The sequence below is a fragment of the Dactylosporangium sp. NPDC051087 genome (assembly GCF_055586325.1).
Genome location: NZ_JBVJIJ010000055.1, coordinates 26856 through 42146 on the forward strand (window position 1 = coordinate 26856; position 15291 = coordinate 42146).

Annotated in this window: 13 protein-coding genes, 1 pseudogene and 2 riboswitches; of the genes and pseudogenes, 9 read left to right on the forward strand and 5 right to left on the reverse strand. The window is 69.3% G+C overall.

The genetic code is table 11. From position 1 onward, the window contains the following. Positions 1-85 precede the first annotated feature (85 nt). Positions 86-403 (forward strand): hypothetical protein, encoded by a 318-nt coding sequence (locus ACZ6TV_RS52825; protein ID WP_465308913.1) that lies wholly within the window; start codon positions 86-88, stop codon positions 401-403. Positions 404-985: 582 nt separating this feature from the next. Continuing rightward, on the forward strand, positions 986-1576 hold the full coding sequence (locus ACZ6TV_RS52830; RefSeq protein WP_465308915.1) for a hypothetical protein: 591 nt from the start codon (positions 986-988) through the stop codon (positions 1574-1576). A 6-nt stretch (positions 1577-1582) separates the two neighbouring features. Here ACZ6TV_RS52830 and ACZ6TV_RS52835 read toward each other — a convergent pair whose 3' ends face one another. The 5 genes from ACZ6TV_RS52835 to ACZ6TV_RS52855 form a co-directional block, all read right to left on the reverse strand. After that, on the reverse strand, positions 1583-2506 hold the full coding sequence (locus tag ACZ6TV_RS52835) for a phosphotransferase (protein WP_465308917.1): 924 nt from the start codon (positions 2504-2506) through the stop codon (positions 1583-1585). 250 nt (positions 2507-2756) lie between these two features. Then, positions 2757-3326, reverse strand: coding sequence for an SMI1/KNR4 family protein (locus tag ACZ6TV_RS52840; protein WP_465308919.1), 570 nt, complete (start codon positions 3324-3326; stop codon positions 2757-2759). Positions 3327-3721: 395 nt separating this feature from the next. Beyond that, entirely contained in the window at positions 3722-4234 is a 513-nt protein-coding gene (locus ACZ6TV_RS52845; RefSeq protein ID WP_465308921.1) for a hypothetical protein, read from the reverse strand. 67 nt (positions 4235-4301) lie between these two features. Continuing rightward, complete coding sequence (locus ACZ6TV_RS52850) at positions 4302-5207, reverse strand: aminoglycoside phosphotransferase family protein (RefSeq protein ID WP_465308923.1); 906 nt, start codon at positions 5205-5207, stop codon at positions 4302-4304. Positions 5208-5238: 31 nt separating this feature from the next. Further along, positions 5239-6096, reverse strand: a complete 858-nt coding sequence (locus ACZ6TV_RS52855) for a peptidoglycan-binding protein (protein ID WP_465308925.1) — start codon at positions 6094-6096, stop codon at positions 5239-5241. Between the two features lie 92 nt (positions 6097-6188). Here ACZ6TV_RS52855 and ACZ6TV_RS52860 point away from each other — a divergent pair, with 92 nt between their 5' ends. The 7 genes and pseudogenes from ACZ6TV_RS52860 to ACZ6TV_RS52890 form a co-directional block, all read left to right on the forward strand. Then, on the forward strand, positions 6189-6686 hold the full coding sequence (locus ACZ6TV_RS52860) for a DinB family protein (RefSeq protein WP_465308927.1): 498 nt from the start codon (positions 6189-6191) through the stop codon (positions 6684-6686). A 3-nt stretch (positions 6687-6689) separates the two neighbouring features. Continuing rightward, complete coding sequence (locus tag ACZ6TV_RS52865; RefSeq protein WP_465308929.1) at positions 6690-7196, forward strand: NUDIX hydrolase; 507 nt, start codon at positions 6690-6692, stop codon at positions 7194-7196. Between the two features lie 246 nt (positions 7197-7442). Continuing rightward, positions 7443-8033, forward strand: coding sequence for a hypothetical protein (locus ACZ6TV_RS52870; protein WP_465308931.1), 591 nt, complete (start codon positions 7443-7445; stop codon positions 8031-8033). 60 nt (positions 8034-8093) lie between these two features. After that, a riboswitch (cobalamin riboswitch) is annotated at positions 8094-8307 on the forward strand. Positions 8308-8438: 131 nt separating this feature from the next. Next, positions 8439-10847, forward strand: a complete 2409-nt coding sequence (locus ACZ6TV_RS52875) for a ribonucleoside-diphosphate reductase subunit alpha (protein WP_465308933.1) — start codon at positions 8439-8441, stop codon at positions 10845-10847. Next, entirely contained in the window at positions 10838-11878 is a 1041-nt protein-coding gene (locus tag ACZ6TV_RS52880) for a ribonucleotide-diphosphate reductase subunit beta (protein ID WP_465308935.1), read from the forward strand. Before ACZ6TV_RS52875 ends, ACZ6TV_RS52880 begins: the two co-directional genes overlap by 10 nt. A 110-nt stretch (positions 11879-11988) precedes the next feature. Next, positions 11989-12204: riboswitch (cobalamin riboswitch) on the forward strand. 108 nt (positions 12205-12312) lie between these two features. Next, the gene (metE, locus tag ACZ6TV_RS52885; protein ID WP_465308937.1) at positions 12313-14550 is read left to right on the forward strand and encodes a 5-methyltetrahydropteroyltriglutamate--homocysteine S-methyltransferase; all 2238 of its coding nucleotides are present in this window, start codon (positions 12313-12315) and stop codon (positions 14548-14550) included. Between the two features lie 246 nt (positions 14551-14796). After that, positions 14797-15291 (forward strand): annotated as a pseudogene (locus ACZ6TV_RS52890) (transposase); the annotation flags it as partial.

A 15291-nucleotide genomic window follows, 5' to 3' on the forward strand; every position in this document is an offset into this window, starting at 1 on the left:
CGTGTTGTTCGGAGCTGCCGACGAAAATGCTCCCGGGTTGGGCAGAGCGCTCCATTCCGCAACCCTTCGGCGGTAGGAGTACGAGTTGGATGAGCAGGAGCACCCGGACTGGTGCACGCGTTCGGCGTGCACCGCCTACGGCGTCGACGGGGACAGCGGCGACCAGTACGAGCGGTGGCATCGCTCGGAACCGCTGGTGGTCCAGACCAGGGAGCCGACGATCGGCCTCCTGATTCACCGGTTCGCCGAAGCGGACGGCACAGACGAGAGCATCGAGCTGACGGCGGTGGAGTTGCCCGTCGTGGTGCCGTGGTTTCTTGCAGAGCCGGTGGACGATCGGACGTTCCTCCTGCAGGAGAAATCGGCGTCGGCCTTGATCCAGGCCATGACCAACCTGCTGTAGCACCTTGAGCCGCTGCACGGCGACCCGCGAGGGCGGGTTCGGCGGCGAAAGTGCGGACGAGTTCGATCGGCGCCGTGGGCGCCGAAACGAAGATGGTCGGCCTCGTCGCGGGCAGGTTGCCCGCCGGGAAACACTTACTCGTCCGCACATAGGCGCCGGCGCCGGTTTGTCCGCCGTGGAAGGGCCACCTGATCCGAGCATCCTGCAGCGTCGCTGGTCTCAGAAGTAGTAGCCAATCAGCCGGATGAGCGCTTTGTGTGAACCGTCTCGTAATCCTCGGGTTTAGTCGTAAGTGTGTCTGGCACCGTGTTGGTGCTGCTTCGGCAGCGGAGATGACCGGCCGGGCACTGCCGGCTAGAATTCGGAGCGGATTCCGTTGGCCGATCAGTCGATGTATCTGTCTCTTTGGTTGTGTCGCGCGCTGCTACGCTTCCGCTGCACCGGTGTCGCACTCCTGCTCTCCCTTGGCCTACAAGGAGTCGCATGTTTGACGCAATTCGTGCGGTGGCACCTTATCTGGCAAAGTTCATCTGGCCGCTGCTGCCGTTCGTCCTCGTTGTGGTGTACCGGAAAGTCCCCGGCTTGATCGCTGAATCGGTGCTGTACGCGGTATTGACGACCGCGGGCATCGTCCTACTCGTGTACGGCGCGCCGTTCGATCTGTACCGATTCCATGAGTACCGGTGGTGGAATGCGGAACTGTCGCCGTTCAGGGTCACCAACAGCGCGTCCGTGAGCGATCCGATCGTGAAGAACAGTGCCGACTTCTGGACGATTCTGGTGCCGTTGACGCTGTTCTACCTGGCGATTCCGACCGCCGTCTACCGGGCGACGGTCTTGTACGCCGAACGCGGCAAGGTCCTGCTGTGGGTGGTGCGCATCGTGCGCTGGCAGCTGGGGTTCGCGATGTGGGCCCTGGCCGCGTTGACGGCGGCGTCATCGCTGATGGGCGCGTTCGTGCCGGACTCGAAGGGCGGCGTCAGCGTGGAGCTCGGGACGGAGCACGCCACCACCGCCCGCGTCGTCGCGTTCATCGTCGGGTTCGTCCTGCTCGTCGGCACGGACCTCGTCGCCAGACGGCTCAAGCAGCGGGACCGCGGCCTGATCCGGCGCCTGCCGACGCGCGAGCCCACGCTGGTGGACCGGGCGAAGGACCGGCTCCTCGGCATCTGAGCACCACTACGGGAGCAGCGCTTCGAAGTCTTTGAGCCGGCCGTACATGTCGGGGAGGCCGTGCACGCCGTCGCGCACGACCTCCTGCGACAGCGCGAGTTCAGGGCCGGTGCTCGCCTCGGTACCGGCGAGGCAGCGAACGATGTTCCACCTGATGTGCCCGAGCCAGCCGCCGATCATGAAGACGAACCAGCTCGGACCCGACGGCGGCAGCGTTCCGCCGGCCGCGACATACCCGTCGAGGACCGCGCGGAAGACGGCGGGCTCGATGTCGTCGAAGCCGGGCCCCTTCGCGAGGCTCAGCGCCGTCGAGCCGAGCTCGCCGGACAGGTCGAGCATCCCGGAGAGTTCCCAGTCGAGCACCACGGGCCGGCCGCCGCTGTTGAGCAGGTTCCACGGCTGGATGTCCCGGTGGGTCAGCACGGTGGGGCCCGGCCGTTCGCAGGTGTCGACGAGGTGCGCGATCGCGAGGAACGTCTCGACGTTCGCGGCGAGGTCGCCGGCCCACGGCTGCCCGGTCGCCGCCGCCCGCTCGGCGAGCTCGGGCCAGTCCCGCGGCGTCGGTTCCTCGATCGACGGCTGGGTCCAGTCGACGTCGAGCGCGTGGATGCGGGCGAGGATCTCACCGATCTCGGCCGCGTACTCCGGCGACACCGGTGCTTCGGGCACCTTCTCGCCCTCGACCCACCGGTGCACGAGCGCCTCCTGGCCGGCCGAGATCGGCTCCGGCATCGGGACGCCGGCGGCGAAGGCCGCCCGCTCGAACCGGAAGACGTCCTCGACGTGATAGGTCGCGCGGCGGTCGGCGAGGTTCAACTCCTTCACCGCGAACGACCCCTGATCGGTGTCGAGCCGGTAGGTCCGGTTGGCGTACCCGCCGTGGACCCGGATCATCGGCCCGGTCGGCGTACCGAGATGGGAAAGCTCCACGCTGTGCAACTCTAGGGTTCGCAGTTCACCGATGCATCGCGATTGTCCTGGGATGCGGTGTTCAACGACTGCGCCGACCGGGTGCGTCACGGTGGCGTTATCGGCGTAGCGGGGTGTGACCTCGACGGCTGCGGGTGGTTCGAGCAGTGGCCGTTATCCGCGGCGCACCAGGACAATCCTCCGTGTCGTCAGAAACCACCGAGAGTGTCGACGCGTCTGCCGCCGCAGGCACTGGCGGCGCCCGGCCCGCTCAGTCGTCCCAGCCGAGTTCGCCGTCGTGGGCGACGACCGGGCGCAGACCGGGATGGGCGGCACTGCCGGACATCCGACCACCGGTGAGCAGGGCGGTGGCCAGGTCGGTGACCTCGCTTGCCAGGTTCGGCCACGGCGGGACCTGCTGGTTTCGCGTGTCCACGTGGTCCCAGTAGAAGACCTCGCCGGTGGCGCCGGGGCTGTGGTCGACCATGATGCTGGCAAGTCCTTCATCGGTGGTCAGCGGCAGCCAGGTCGGCCGCCAGAGGTCGGGCCACTCGACGCGAGAGTCCCGCGTGACGTCGTTGATGGTGCGCCACCGCTCGGCGATCTGCCTCGTGTCGAGCATGCGGTGCACCGGGGCGAGCGGAAACGCGCCGTCGAATCCGGTCGAGCCGTTGTGCCAGCGCAGCAGAGCCTCGACCTCGGGCCGCAGCCGGAACCCCAGGACCTCTTCCAGCGTGGCGATCTCGGCGGCGGTCGCCGGCGGTGCGAGCAGCGCGGCGGTCGTAGGTGCGTGTTGCTGCAACCATTGTTCGATCTGCTCCAGCGAGGTTGCGAGGCTCATGCCGACCATCATGATCGGCCGGGCCGACATTCGGGCCAGAGACGGGCGGACCCGCCCTCGGGGTTCGGACGGTTCAGTTGCCGCCAGCCTGTGGCACCGTCCGCGGCACCGCAACGGGCGTAGTTGCCGGTCGAAGAACGACGCGATGTTCCCGATGATGTCGGCAACGAGTTCGTCGTCGCGGTAGACGCGGCAGCCGGCGACGCCGGCGCACGCCGATGTCGACCTGCTCCAGGATGCGCTGCCAGATGGCGCTGTAGGTGTTCGCGCCGACCCAGCCGGGCAGTGTCGGCAAAGGACAACCGTCGTGGCGAACGCCGCCGAAGATGGGGTGGTGTTGGAGGTGCGCCGCCTGCCGCACGCCGCCTGAAGGTTCGGCGCGCCGGCGGTGGAGGTCAGCGGATCTTCGGGCAGTACTTCTGCGCGGCCTCGACGGCCTTCTCCAGGCGCGTGACGGCGTCCCCGGCGGAAGGCTCGGTGTACCACGCGTCGACCGCGTCCAGGTACTGCTCCAGCGCCGCCCGCTGCCCGGCGTCCGGCGACTTCGCGACCTCGGCACGCGCCGCCTTGCTCAGCCGCGGGACCATTTCCTCGAGCTTCGCCTTCAACTCGGCGGCTTTGGCCGTGTCGCCCTGGTTCGTGGCAGTGACGTACTGGCCCCACGTGCTCGTCAGGATCACCCGCTCAGGCGCGTAGACGTCGTCGATCGCCTGGCACACCGACGCGACGGTGACGCCGGGCGCGGTGCTTGCCGCGGGTGCGCTGCTCGCGGCGGACGCCGCGCTCGCGGAGCCGGCCGTGCTCGCGGCGGGCGAGGTTGTGCTGGGGGTGCCCGAGCAGCCGCCGGCGAGCGTCGCGGCGGCGGCCAGGGCGAGGGTCAGGGCGGTCAGTCTTCGGCGCGTGCGCAAGGCGGGCTCCCCGTGGCGTGGATCTCGACAGGAGGAGGATGGCACACCCGCCTCGATCGCGGGGGCCTCAAAGCCCCTGCAGGACACGACCCAGTGCCGACCGGCCGGCGGGCCCCCAGTGCGGTTTGCCGCCGGGCAGGCCGCGGTCCCCGTTCTGGCCCATCAGCATCAGGAACAGGCTCTTCATGACGGCCAGCCCGCGCGCCCGCCGGACCGTCGCCTCGTCCGCCCGGGCGTAGCTGTCGAAGAACCGCGCGGCGTCTCCCTCGGGCAGCAGCAGCCAGGCGGCCCCGAGGTCCCACGCCGGATCACCGGCGAAGAGCGCCCCGAAATCGACGACGCCCGCCAAGGTACCGCCGGCGACGACGACGTTCGCGGGATGCAGGTCACCGTGCACCCAAACCCGTGGCCCCGGCCATTCGGGGGTCGCCACCGCGTCGTCCCACACGGCCCGGACGTCGCCCTCGGCGAAGCCGAACGCGCCGAGGTCCACCGCGTCCAGGAAGCCCTCGAACCCGGCCGTGCACTCCTTGGGGTGAGCGCCGAAGCCCGAGGCGTCCGGCGCGTCAGCGGGCGCCTCCACATGCAGCGCCGTGAGGAAGTCCGCCAGTGTGCCGGCCGCGTGGTCGCCGCGGACGATCGAACCGTGGTCCAGGGGAGTGCCGTGAACCCATGTCATGACCGTCCAGATCTTGGGGAAGCGTTCGGACGGCGTACCGCTGCGCACCGGGGTCGGGATCGGCAGTGGGAGGCGTGCGGCCAGCAGCGGCAGCCAGCGCCGCTCCTTGAGCTGCAGGTCGAAGCTCGTGTCCATCCGCTGCATCCGGACGGCCAGGTCGTCGCCGAGACGCCACATCTGGTTGCCCCAGCCGCCCGCGACCTCGCGGATGGGCAGGTCGGCCAGGTCCGGATGCTGCTCCCGCAGCAGGTCGCGGACCAGGCCTTCGCTGACCTCGATCTCGGATTCAGTCACGGGCAGCCACGGTACTCGAGCGTCGTGACGGCTACCGCCGGTACTTCTCCCACCAGGTGAACGCCACCCGGTAGGCCGACGGCGTGTCGTCGGCGGCGTGGTTGGCCAGCCCGTTCTTGCCGAAGTAGTAGTCGTGCACCTGGTTCGCCGCGCCCGTGGCCAGGTCGGTGTCGGAGATCGCGACGGCGTGGATGTGGTACGGCCAATCTCCCTGCGACGGGTTGCGCAGCCAGGCGGCGAACCCGACGGTCCGCAGCGCCTGGACGGTCTGCCACCGTTGCGTGGTGCTCAGGCTCGCGACCGAGATGTCCACCGCTCCGCCCGCGTCATGTGTACCGGCCGAGCTCGGGTTCGACGACGTGTAGGACCCCTGGCTGAGTGTGATGCTCCAGGACACCTTGGCATCGGCGGCGGCGAGCATGTCGCGGGTCCTGGCGTTGACCCGTTCGCCGCCGTACGAGCTGGTCCGCGACCCGGTGCTGATCGGCCTGGTGACCGTGTACCGGCCGCTGCCGAGCGTGGTCAGCGAGGACGGCCCCGGGTACCCGTTGGCGTCCAGCCCCGAGTATCCGAGGGAGCGCTGCCAGGCCGCGTACGCCGCGACGGTCGACGTGCCGTAGTGCCCGTCGACCGAACCGGAGGCCAGGAAACCCTTCGCCGACAACGCCCGCTCGACCTCCAGCACGCTCGCCGCCGCGCCGGGAGTCTGCCCGGTGCCGCTCTTCGGCGGGTCGACCTGCGCGGCGAGCATGACCTGCTCCATGTCGACGACCGGCAGCGCGGCGGCGGCCGGGCCACCGAACGGCACGACGACCCCGAGCAGCGCGAACACCACCGCCCCACGGGACAGCACGGCGGAAAGCTTCATGGCGAGCTCCGATCCAGACATCGACATGCAATGATGGCAAGAAAGCTACAGGATCATCGATGCGGATGGAAGAAACCTGCGAACCGCCGTCCACTGTCGATACTGTGTGCGACGTGGCAACCGACACGTTCTCGACCGCGACCGAGCGCGACGCGCTGTCCGGCTTCCTCGACCAGGCACGGGACGCGTTGATCCGCAAGGTCGACGGCCTGTCCGACCAGGACGCGCGCACGACTTCGACCGTGAGCTCACTGTCGTTGCTGAGCCTGCTGAAGCACTCCGCCGTCTGGGAGCGGAGATGGTTTCAGATCATCTTCGCGGGGCGGGACTTCCCGCACGAGTGGCCGGCGGTGGCGGACGAAGACCGGGACGCCACCTTCGCGCTCAGCGACGACGACACGGTGCAGAGCGTCGTGGCGTACTACCTGGAGCAGATCGCGGCGTCCCGGGAGATCTTCGCCGGCGCCGACCTCGACACGCGATGCGCACGGTCGGACCTGGTCGACGAGAACCTGCGCTGGCTGGCGATGCACCTGATCCAGGAGACAGCGCGCCACGCCGGCCATGCCGACATCATCCGCGAGGCCATCGACGGCAGCCGCGGACTCTGAGCAGTGCCGCTGAACCTTCGTGCCTCCGCCCGCGCGATCATCCTCGACGAGGACGACCGCGTCCTGCTCTGTCGATTCGTCTTCCCCCACCCGGCGGTCCCGCACGGAGCACAGGCCGTGTGGGCCGCCCCAGGCGGCGGCATAGAACCAGGTGAGGACGGGCTGTCCGCGCTTCGCCGCGAGCTGCGGGAGGAAACCGGCCTGGTCACCGCCGCCGATCCGCCGCACGTCTGGCATCAGGTGATCGTCAGCGCGGATCACGCGCCGGGCTTCTACGGCGTCGTCAACGACTACTTCCTCGTCCGCACCGACCACTTCGAACCGCAAGGCCAGCTCACCGACGAGCAGCTCGCCGCTGATGAGCACCTCGCCGGCTTTCGATGGTGGCGGCTCGCCGAGATCGCCGGCTACACCGGACCTGACCTGTTCTCGCCCCGTGACCTCGCCACACCGCTGACCGACCTGCTCACCTTCGGGACACCCTCCGCCCCGATCGCCCTCGGCTTATGAAGACCACCGGTCGCTGAAATCCGCGCTGCACCCAGGTCAGCGAACCCTTGCCGGGCAGAGCCAACCGACCCCAGAGCTGCCGATCTCATTGTCTGCCGGCTCGGCCTGCTACCACTAGCGGCTCCTGTTGCGTTTAGGGGTCGTCACGGGAACAGCCCCTGGGTCGGCTGGGGGACTGGATTCACTGCAAGAGGCATTGCGGCAATTGCCCTCGCGCTCGTGGCTGCTGCAACTACGATCGCCCCGATGGACTCCGACCGTGCCGACCGCACGCAAGCCAACTCGGTTGCGCAGGCCGAGTCAGTGCCGCCGTGGCTGCTCAGGGGCGCGCGCCCCGAGGTCGACGCCGCAGTCACGGCACCGATGGCCGTACCCTCGCTGCGCAGCGAGGCGGGCGGTCGTCTCGTCGATCGGGTGACGGCGTTCGCGCAGCGCATCGCGCCGACCGGCAGCAAGCGTCTCTCGGCAGAGCAGTACCCGGACCTCCAGGCCGCAACGGCGAAGTTCGGCACCGGGGCTGTGCAGCTCACCGTCACCGTGCAGCAACTCCAGACGCCGATCTACCTCACGGACCTCACGCTGGGATTCCCGGAGGATGTCTACCAGGAGTGGCCGAACGGCGTGCAGGTCGTGACGGTGCGCCACGCAATGCCGGACACGTTCCAACTCATCGCGGTACGAGGCAAGGGCGTGCAGCTCACGGTGTCCGTCACCGCAAGGACGCCGAGCGAGCAGAAGCCTGACCTGCTGGCCCCGTGGGCCGGCGCAGAGCAGTTCGTCCAGCGCTTCAGGGACGTCGCGAGCGACACGGCCATCGACGCCTTCGCCGCGGCGTAGTGGTGCAGGCGACACGCCGCTACACCATCTGGTGTTGCGCATTCAGCACCGCACCCATATATGGTGTTCCCTGCAGCTGGTTCGGCCGCTCTTCGGGGCGGTCGTGGCAACAGGGAACCCGGTGTGAATCCGGGACTGCCCCGCAGCGGTAAGTGGGAACGACCGCCGTCAACGAAGCACTGGACCGCGAGGTCTGGGAAGCGACGGCCAGTAGGTGGCGCCGGAAGGCGTCGCGCCCGCGAGTCCGAAGACCTGCCAGCGCACCGCACGCCGTCCGGTGTGCGGTGGTCGGATGCCGCGCGGGACGGCTGACGCCATCGCCGGGTGCGCCTCGCGTGCGCCTTTCTGTGGCGGCTTTCCCCTGCGCTCGTCCGACGTCGTCGGAGTTCGTGACGAGGGGGACACATGACGGTGACGCAGGACCAGGCCGGTCAGCGGGCGCCTGAGCAGCGGCGGCACGCGATGCAGGTGCGCAAACGCAACGGCGACCTGGAGCCGGTCGACGTCAACAAGATCGTGAAGGCGGTCGAGCGGTGGGTCGCCGACCTCGACGAGGTCGACCCGCTGCGCGTGGCGACGAAGACGATCAGCGGCCTGTACGACGGTGCGACGACGGCCGAGCTGGACAAGCTGTCGATCCAGACCGCGGCCGAGCTGATCGGTGAGGAGCCGCAGTACTCGCGGCTCGCCGCCCGGCTCCTGGCCGCGTACGTCGACAAGGAGGTCCGCGGCCAGGGCGTCGCCAGCTTCAGCCAAGCGGTCCGGTACGCGCACCAGCAGGGCCTGATCAGCGACGCCACCGCGGCGTTCGTGGCCCGTAACGCCCGTAAGCTCGACGACGCCGTCGACCTGGACGGGGACCTGCGGTTCGAGTACTTCGGGCTGCGGACGGTCGCCGACCGGTACCTGCTGCGCCATCCGCAGACGCGGCTGGTGGTGGAGACGCCGCAGTACTGGCTGCTGCGCGTCGCCTGCGGGCTGTCCACGACGCCGGCCGAGGCGATCGGCTTCTACCGGCTCATGTCGTCCCTCGCGTACCTGCCGAGCTCGCCGACGCTGTTCAACTCCGGCACCGCGCACACCCAGATGTCGTCCTGCTTCCTGGTCGACTCGCCCCGCGACGAGCTGGACTCGATCTACGAGCGGTACCACCAGGTCGCGAAGCTGTCGAAGTTCTCCGGCGGGATCGGCATCTCCTGGACGCGGGTCCGCGGCCGGGGCGCGCTCATCCGCGGCACCAACGGCAGGTCCAACGGGATCGTGCCGTTCCTGAAGACGCTCGACGCCGGGGTCGCCGCCGTGAACCAGGGCGGCCGGCGCAAGGGCGCCGCGTGCGTGTACCTGGAGCCGTGGCATCCGGACATCGAGGAGTTCCTGGAGCTGCGGGACAACACCGGCGAGGAGTCCCGGCGCACCCACAACCTCAACCTGGCCAACTGGATTCCGGACGAGTTCATGCGCCGGGTCGAGGCCGACGCCGACTGGTCGCTCATCGACCCGTCCGACGCGCCCGAGCTGCCGGACCTGTTCGGTGCGGAGTTCGACGAGGCGTACCGGGCGGCGGAGAAGCACGCCGTGAAGACCGTCAAGGCCCGTGACCTGTACGGCCGGATGATGCGCACCCTCGCGCAGACCGGCAACGGGTGGATGACGTTCAAGGACCGCTCCAACGCGCTGTCCAACCAGACCGGGACGCCCGGCAACACCATCCACCTGTCGAACCTGTGCACGGAGATCCTCGAGGTCAACAGCGACGACGAGACCGCCGTGTGCAACCTCGGCTCGATCAACCTCGGCGCGCACCTCACCACCGACAGCGCCGACGGCGTGGACTGGGACAAGCTGCGCGCCACCGTCCGCACCGCCGTGGTGTTCCTCGACCGGGTCATCGACATCAACTACTACCCGTCGGCGCAGGCCGCCGCGTCGAACCCGCGCTGGCGACCCGTCGGGCTCGGGCTGATGGGCCTGCAGGACGCGTTCTTCACGCTGCGGTTGCCGTTCGACTCACCCGCCGCCCGCGAGCTGTCCACCCGCGTGCAGGAGGAGATCTACCTCACCGCCCTCGAAGCATCGGCGGACCTGGCGGAGCGGTTCGGGCCGCACCCCGCGTACGCCGAGACCCGCGCCGCCGGCGGCGAACTGCATCCCGACCTGTGGGGCGCACCCACCAGCGGTGCGCGCTGGGCCGCGCTCCGCACGAAGGTCGCGGCCACCGGGCTGCGCAACTCGCTGCTCGTCGCGATCGCGCCGACGGCGACGATCGCGTCGATCGCCGGCTGCTACGAGTGCATCGAGCCGCAGGTGTCCAACCTGTTCAAACGCGAAACCATGTCCGGGGAGTTCCTGCAGATCAACACGTACCTGGTCCGCGAGCTGAAGGCGCGCGGGCTGTGGACGACCGAGATCCGGGAGCAGATCAAGCGGGCCGAAGGCTCGGTGCAGGACGTCGCCGCGCTGCCGGCCGAGGTCCGCGAGCTGTACCGCACCGCGTGGGAGCTGCCGCAGCGGGCGCTGATCGACCTCGCCGCGGCCCGCGCCGCCTACATCGACCAGTCGCAGTCGCTGAACCTGTTCATGAGCGCGCCGACGATCGGCAAGGTCTCCTCGATGTACCTGTACGCGTGGAAGGCCGGCCTGAAGACCACGTACTACCTGCGGTCCCGCCCTGCTACCCGCATCCAGCAGGCCACCGTGGCCGTCAAACCCGTCGCGTCCGTCCTTCCCGCCGTCCTGCCCGCTGTCGCGGTGCCCGACGCCGACGCCCTGGCGTGCTCCCTGGAAAACCCCGAAAGCTGCGAGGCATGCCAGTGACGACCATTCCCGCCCCACGCATCGGGACCCGGCACATGCTGCTGGACCCCGGCATGGACCTGACCCTGCGGCCGATGCGGTACCCGCAGTTCTTCGACCGGTTCAAAGACGCGATCAAGAACACGTGGACGGTCGAGGAGGTCGACCTGCACAGCGACCTCGCCGACCTGTCCAAGCTGTCGGCGGCAGAGCGGCACCTCGTGTCGCGGCTGGTCGCGTTCTTCGCCACCGGCGACACCATCGTCGCGAACAACCTCGTGCTCAACCTGTACCAGCACATCAACAGCCCCGAAGGACGGCTCTACCTCTCCCGGCAGCTGTTCGAGGAGGCCGTGCACGTCCAGTTCTACCTGAACCTGCTCGACACGTACGTCTCCGACGAGACCGAGCGGTTCGAGGCGTTCGCCGCGGTGGAGAACATCCCGTCGATCGCGCGCAAGGCGGAGTTCTGTTTCCGCTGGATCGACTCACTCGGCGAGCTGAAGGAGCTTCGCAGCAAGGACGACCGGCGGGCGTTCCTGCTCAACCTGATCTGCTTCGCCGCCTGCATCGAGGGCCTGTTCTTCTACGGCGCCTTCGCCTACGTCTACTACCTGCGTTCCCGCGGGCTGCTGCACGGCCTCGCCTCGGGCACCAACTGGGTGTTCCGCGACGAGTCGATGCACATGGCATTCGCGTTCGACGTCGTGGACACCGTACGGGCGGAAGAACCGGACCTGTTCGACCCGCAGCTGGAAGCTCAGGTACGGCAGATGCTGTCCGAGGCGGTCGAGTGCGAGGTGCAGTTCGCCGCGGACCTCCTGGAGCAGGGCGTGTCCGGCATGTCCCTCGCCGACATGCGCGAATACCTGCAGCACGTCGCCGACCGGCGGCTCGCCACGCTCGGCATCGCGCCGCTGTACGGCAGCCGCAACCCGTTCGCGTTCATGGAACTGCAGGACGTCCAGGAACTGTCGAACTTCTTCGAACGCCGGGTGTCGGCGTACCAGGTGGGCGTGACGGGCACGGTCACCTTCGACGACGACTTCTGAGCCGCGGGTGCGCTGCTGTCCTGTCCGGCACCACCGTGCAGGACAGCAGCGACCATGTCGCGGCCGGACGATCTTGGATGCCCCGGTCCCGCACGCCGCCGGGCACCCGTACGATGGCCGGCAGTGCTGGTTCGCCTCGTTCGCAAGGACGGGGCGTCGTAAGAGGGAACCCGGTGCAAGACCGGGACTGCCCCGCAGCGGTGAGTGGGAACGACCGCCGTCAACAAAGCACTGGACCGCGAGGTCTGGGAAGCGACGGCCAGTAGGAGGCACCTGTCGGTGCCGCGCCCGCGAGTCCGAAGACCTGCCCGCACTGCGTACACCGCCGGTGTGCGCCGCCGGCGACCCCTCGGGAGGGTCAGGGCGGAAGCCGGGTGTGCCCTGTCTTCCCCTTCCCGAACGTCGCCGCGACTTCGAGGGAAGGAATCCCTGTGGTGAGCACCGCATTCGGGCAGAGCACCGTCCTGGGCTATCCGCGCATCGGCGGGAACCGGGAACTGAAGAAGGCCGTCGAGGCATATTGGGCGGGTCGCATCGACGCGGCGACCCTGGACGAGACCGCGGCAGGGCTGCGCGCGGAGGTGTGGCAGACCCTGCGCAACGCCCGGCTGGACGCGATCCCGTCCAACACGTTCTCCTACTACGACCACGTCCTGGACACCGCCGTCGCCGTCGGCGCGATCCCGGCCCGGTTCACCCGGCTCGGCCTGTCCGACCTGGACACGTACTTCGCGATGGCCAGGGGTGTCGACGCCGAACCGGCGCTGGAACTGACCAAGTGGTTCGACACCAACTACCACTACCTGGTGCCGGAGATCGACGCGGACACCGTGTTCGAGGCCAACCCGGTCAAGGCCCTCGGCGAGGTCGCGGAGGCCGGCGCCCTCGGCATCGCCACCCGCCCGGTCTTCGTCGGCCCGGCCACGTTCCTGCTTCTGGCGAAGGGTGCCGACCCGTTCGCCCGCCTCGACGACCTCGTCGAGGTGTACGCACAGATCCTCGCCGTCCTGGCCTCGACCGGCGTGCGATGGGTGCAGCTGGACGAGCCTGCGTATGTGGCGGACCGTACCCCGGCGGAGATCGACGGGCTGCGCCGCGCCTACGCCCGCCTCGGTTCGTTGACCGATCGGCCGCAGCTCTTCGTGGCCACCTACTTCGGCGAACTCGGCGACGCCCTTCCGGCGCTGCTGAGCACCCCTGTCGAGGCGATCGGTCTGGACCTTGTCGCCGGCCCCGGTGACCTTCAACGCCTCGCCGCGTCAGGGCCTCTGGTCGGCAAGACGATCGTCGCCGGACTGGTCGACGGTCACAACATCTGGCGCACCGACCTCCGTACCGCCGCAGTCCGAGGCGCTATCGTCTCCGCCCTGGCCGACCACGTCGCCGTGTCCACGTCGTGCTCGCTGCTGCACGTGCCGGTCGACCTGTCCGTCGAGACCCGGCTCGACCCTTCGCTGCACGAACGGCTCGCGTTCGCCCGGCAGAAGGTCGACGAGGTCGTCCTGCTCGGCAGGGCGGTCCGCGACGGCACCGCCCACCTGCCGGCACCGCTACCGCCGATCCCGGCCGACTGGCACAACGCATCCGTCCGCGACCGCCTCGCTGCCCTCACCCCGGCGGACCGGCGCCGCGGCCCGTACGCCGTCCGGGCCCGGGTCCAGCAGGAACGGCTGCGGCTGCCGGACCTGCCGACCACCACGATCGGGTCGTTCCCGCAGACCGCCGACCTGCGCAAAGCCCGCGCCGAACTGCGCGCCGGCACCCTGGATGCCGCCGGCTACGCCGACCGGATGCGCGACGAGGTCCAGCACGTCATCCGCCTGCAGGAAAACCTCGGCCTCGACGTCCTCGTGCACGGCGAACCAGAACGCAACGACATGGTCCAGTACTTCGGCGAGCAACTGTCCGGGTTCGCCGCCACCGACCACGGCTGGGTCCAGTCGTACGGGTCCCGCTGCGTCCGCCCACCGATCATCCACGGCGACGTGGCCCGCAAGGCACCGATGACCGTCGAGTGGTCCACCTACGCGCAGTCACTCACGCCGAAACCGGTCAAGGGCATGCTCACCGGCCCGGTCACGATCCTCGCCTGGTCGTTCGTGCGCACCGACCAGCCCCTCGCCGACACCGCCGACCAGGTCGCCCTCGCCCTGCGCGACGAATGCCTCGACCTCGAAGCCGCCGGGATCACCGTCATCCAGGTCGACGAGCCCGCTCTGCGGGAGACGCTGCCGCTGCGCAAGGCGGACCAGAAGGCGTACCTCGACTGGGCCGTCGGCTCGTTCCGTCTCGCGACCAGCGGCGTCGACGACGGCACGCAGATCCACACGCACCTGTGCTACTCCGAGTTCGGTGAGGTCATCACCGCCATCGACGCGCTGGACGCCGACGTCACCAGCATCGAGGCGTCCCGCTCCAAGATGGAGGTCCTCGACGACCTCGCCGCCATCGGTTACAGCCGCGGCGTCGGCCCCGGCGTCTGGGACATCCACTCTCCACGCGTCCCGTCCCACGACGAGGTCACCTCCTCGGTGCGCCTCGCCGCCGCCGGGGTCCCGGCCCACCGCCTGTGGGTCAATCCCGACTGCGGGCTGAAGACCCGCGACTACCCCGAGGTCGAGGCATCACTGCGGCACCTCGTCGCAGCCGCCGCCGAAGTACGCGGCAACTAACGACCCGCATTCAGGGCGGGCGCCCCACGTCGCGGCGCCCGCCCGCACCGTCCACGCACGAGATCACACGTCGGACCGGCTGCGGTCCTTGAGACGGTCGCGTTCTACGAGCAGTGCGGGTGGCAGCAGCTGAGTACGGCTGCCGGTAGCGTCATCTACGCGTCCACGCTGTGTCCACCGACGACCAGCTCGCCGCTGATGAGCACTTCGCCGGCGTTCGATGGTGGCGGCTCTCCGGTCGCTCAGGCGATGCGGCTGCTCGCCACCATTCTGGGTCAGGACCTGGAGACCGGACCGGACGGCACGCTGCGGATCGCCCAGCGGGTGGCCACGGACCGGGTCATCTCCACCGTCGACCCCGAGGCCCGGCACGGACACAAGACCAACCACCGCGGTTTCGACGGCTACAAAGGCCATATCGCCGTCGACCCCGACAGCGAAATCGTCACCGCGACCGCGGTCACCGCCGGCAACACCGGCGACGTCGAACCCGTCGCCGACCTCATCACCGACCTCACCAACACCGGCCCCCCAGAAGGTGCCGCAGAAGGTGTTGCAGTGCTCTACGGCGACTCCGCCTACGGCGCCGGCGAGGTCCTGCAACTGCTCGACACCGCCGGGATCACGGGCAGGACCAAGGTACAGGCGCCCGTCGCACCAACCGGGAAGTTCGCCAAGGACCGCTTCGACATCAACCTCGATCAGCAGCACGTCACCTGCCCCAACGGGACTGTCGCGCCC

Excerpts from the sequence above, each read along its gene's own strand:
- ACZ6TV_RS52880 (WP_465308935.1), top strand. The coding sequence starts at position 10,838 with ATGCCAGTGACGACCATTCCCGCCCCACGCATCGGGACCCGGCACATG.
- ACZ6TV_RS52870 (WP_465308931.1), top strand. The coding sequence starts at position 7,443 with ATGGACTCCGACCGTGCCGACCGCACGCAAGCCAACTCGGTTGCGCAG.
- ACZ6TV_RS52840 (WP_465308919.1), bottom strand. The coding sequence starts at position 3,326 with ATGAGCCTCGCAACCTCGCTGGAGCAGATCGAACAATGGTTGCAGCAA.
- ACZ6TV_RS52875 (WP_465308933.1), top strand. The coding sequence starts at position 8,439 with ATGACGGTGACGCAGGACCAGGCCGGTCAGCGGGCGCCTGAGCAGCGG.
- ACZ6TV_RS52855 (WP_465308925.1), bottom strand. The coding sequence starts at position 6,096 with ATGTCTGGATCGGAGCTCGCCATGAAGCTTTCCGCCGTGCTGTCCCGT.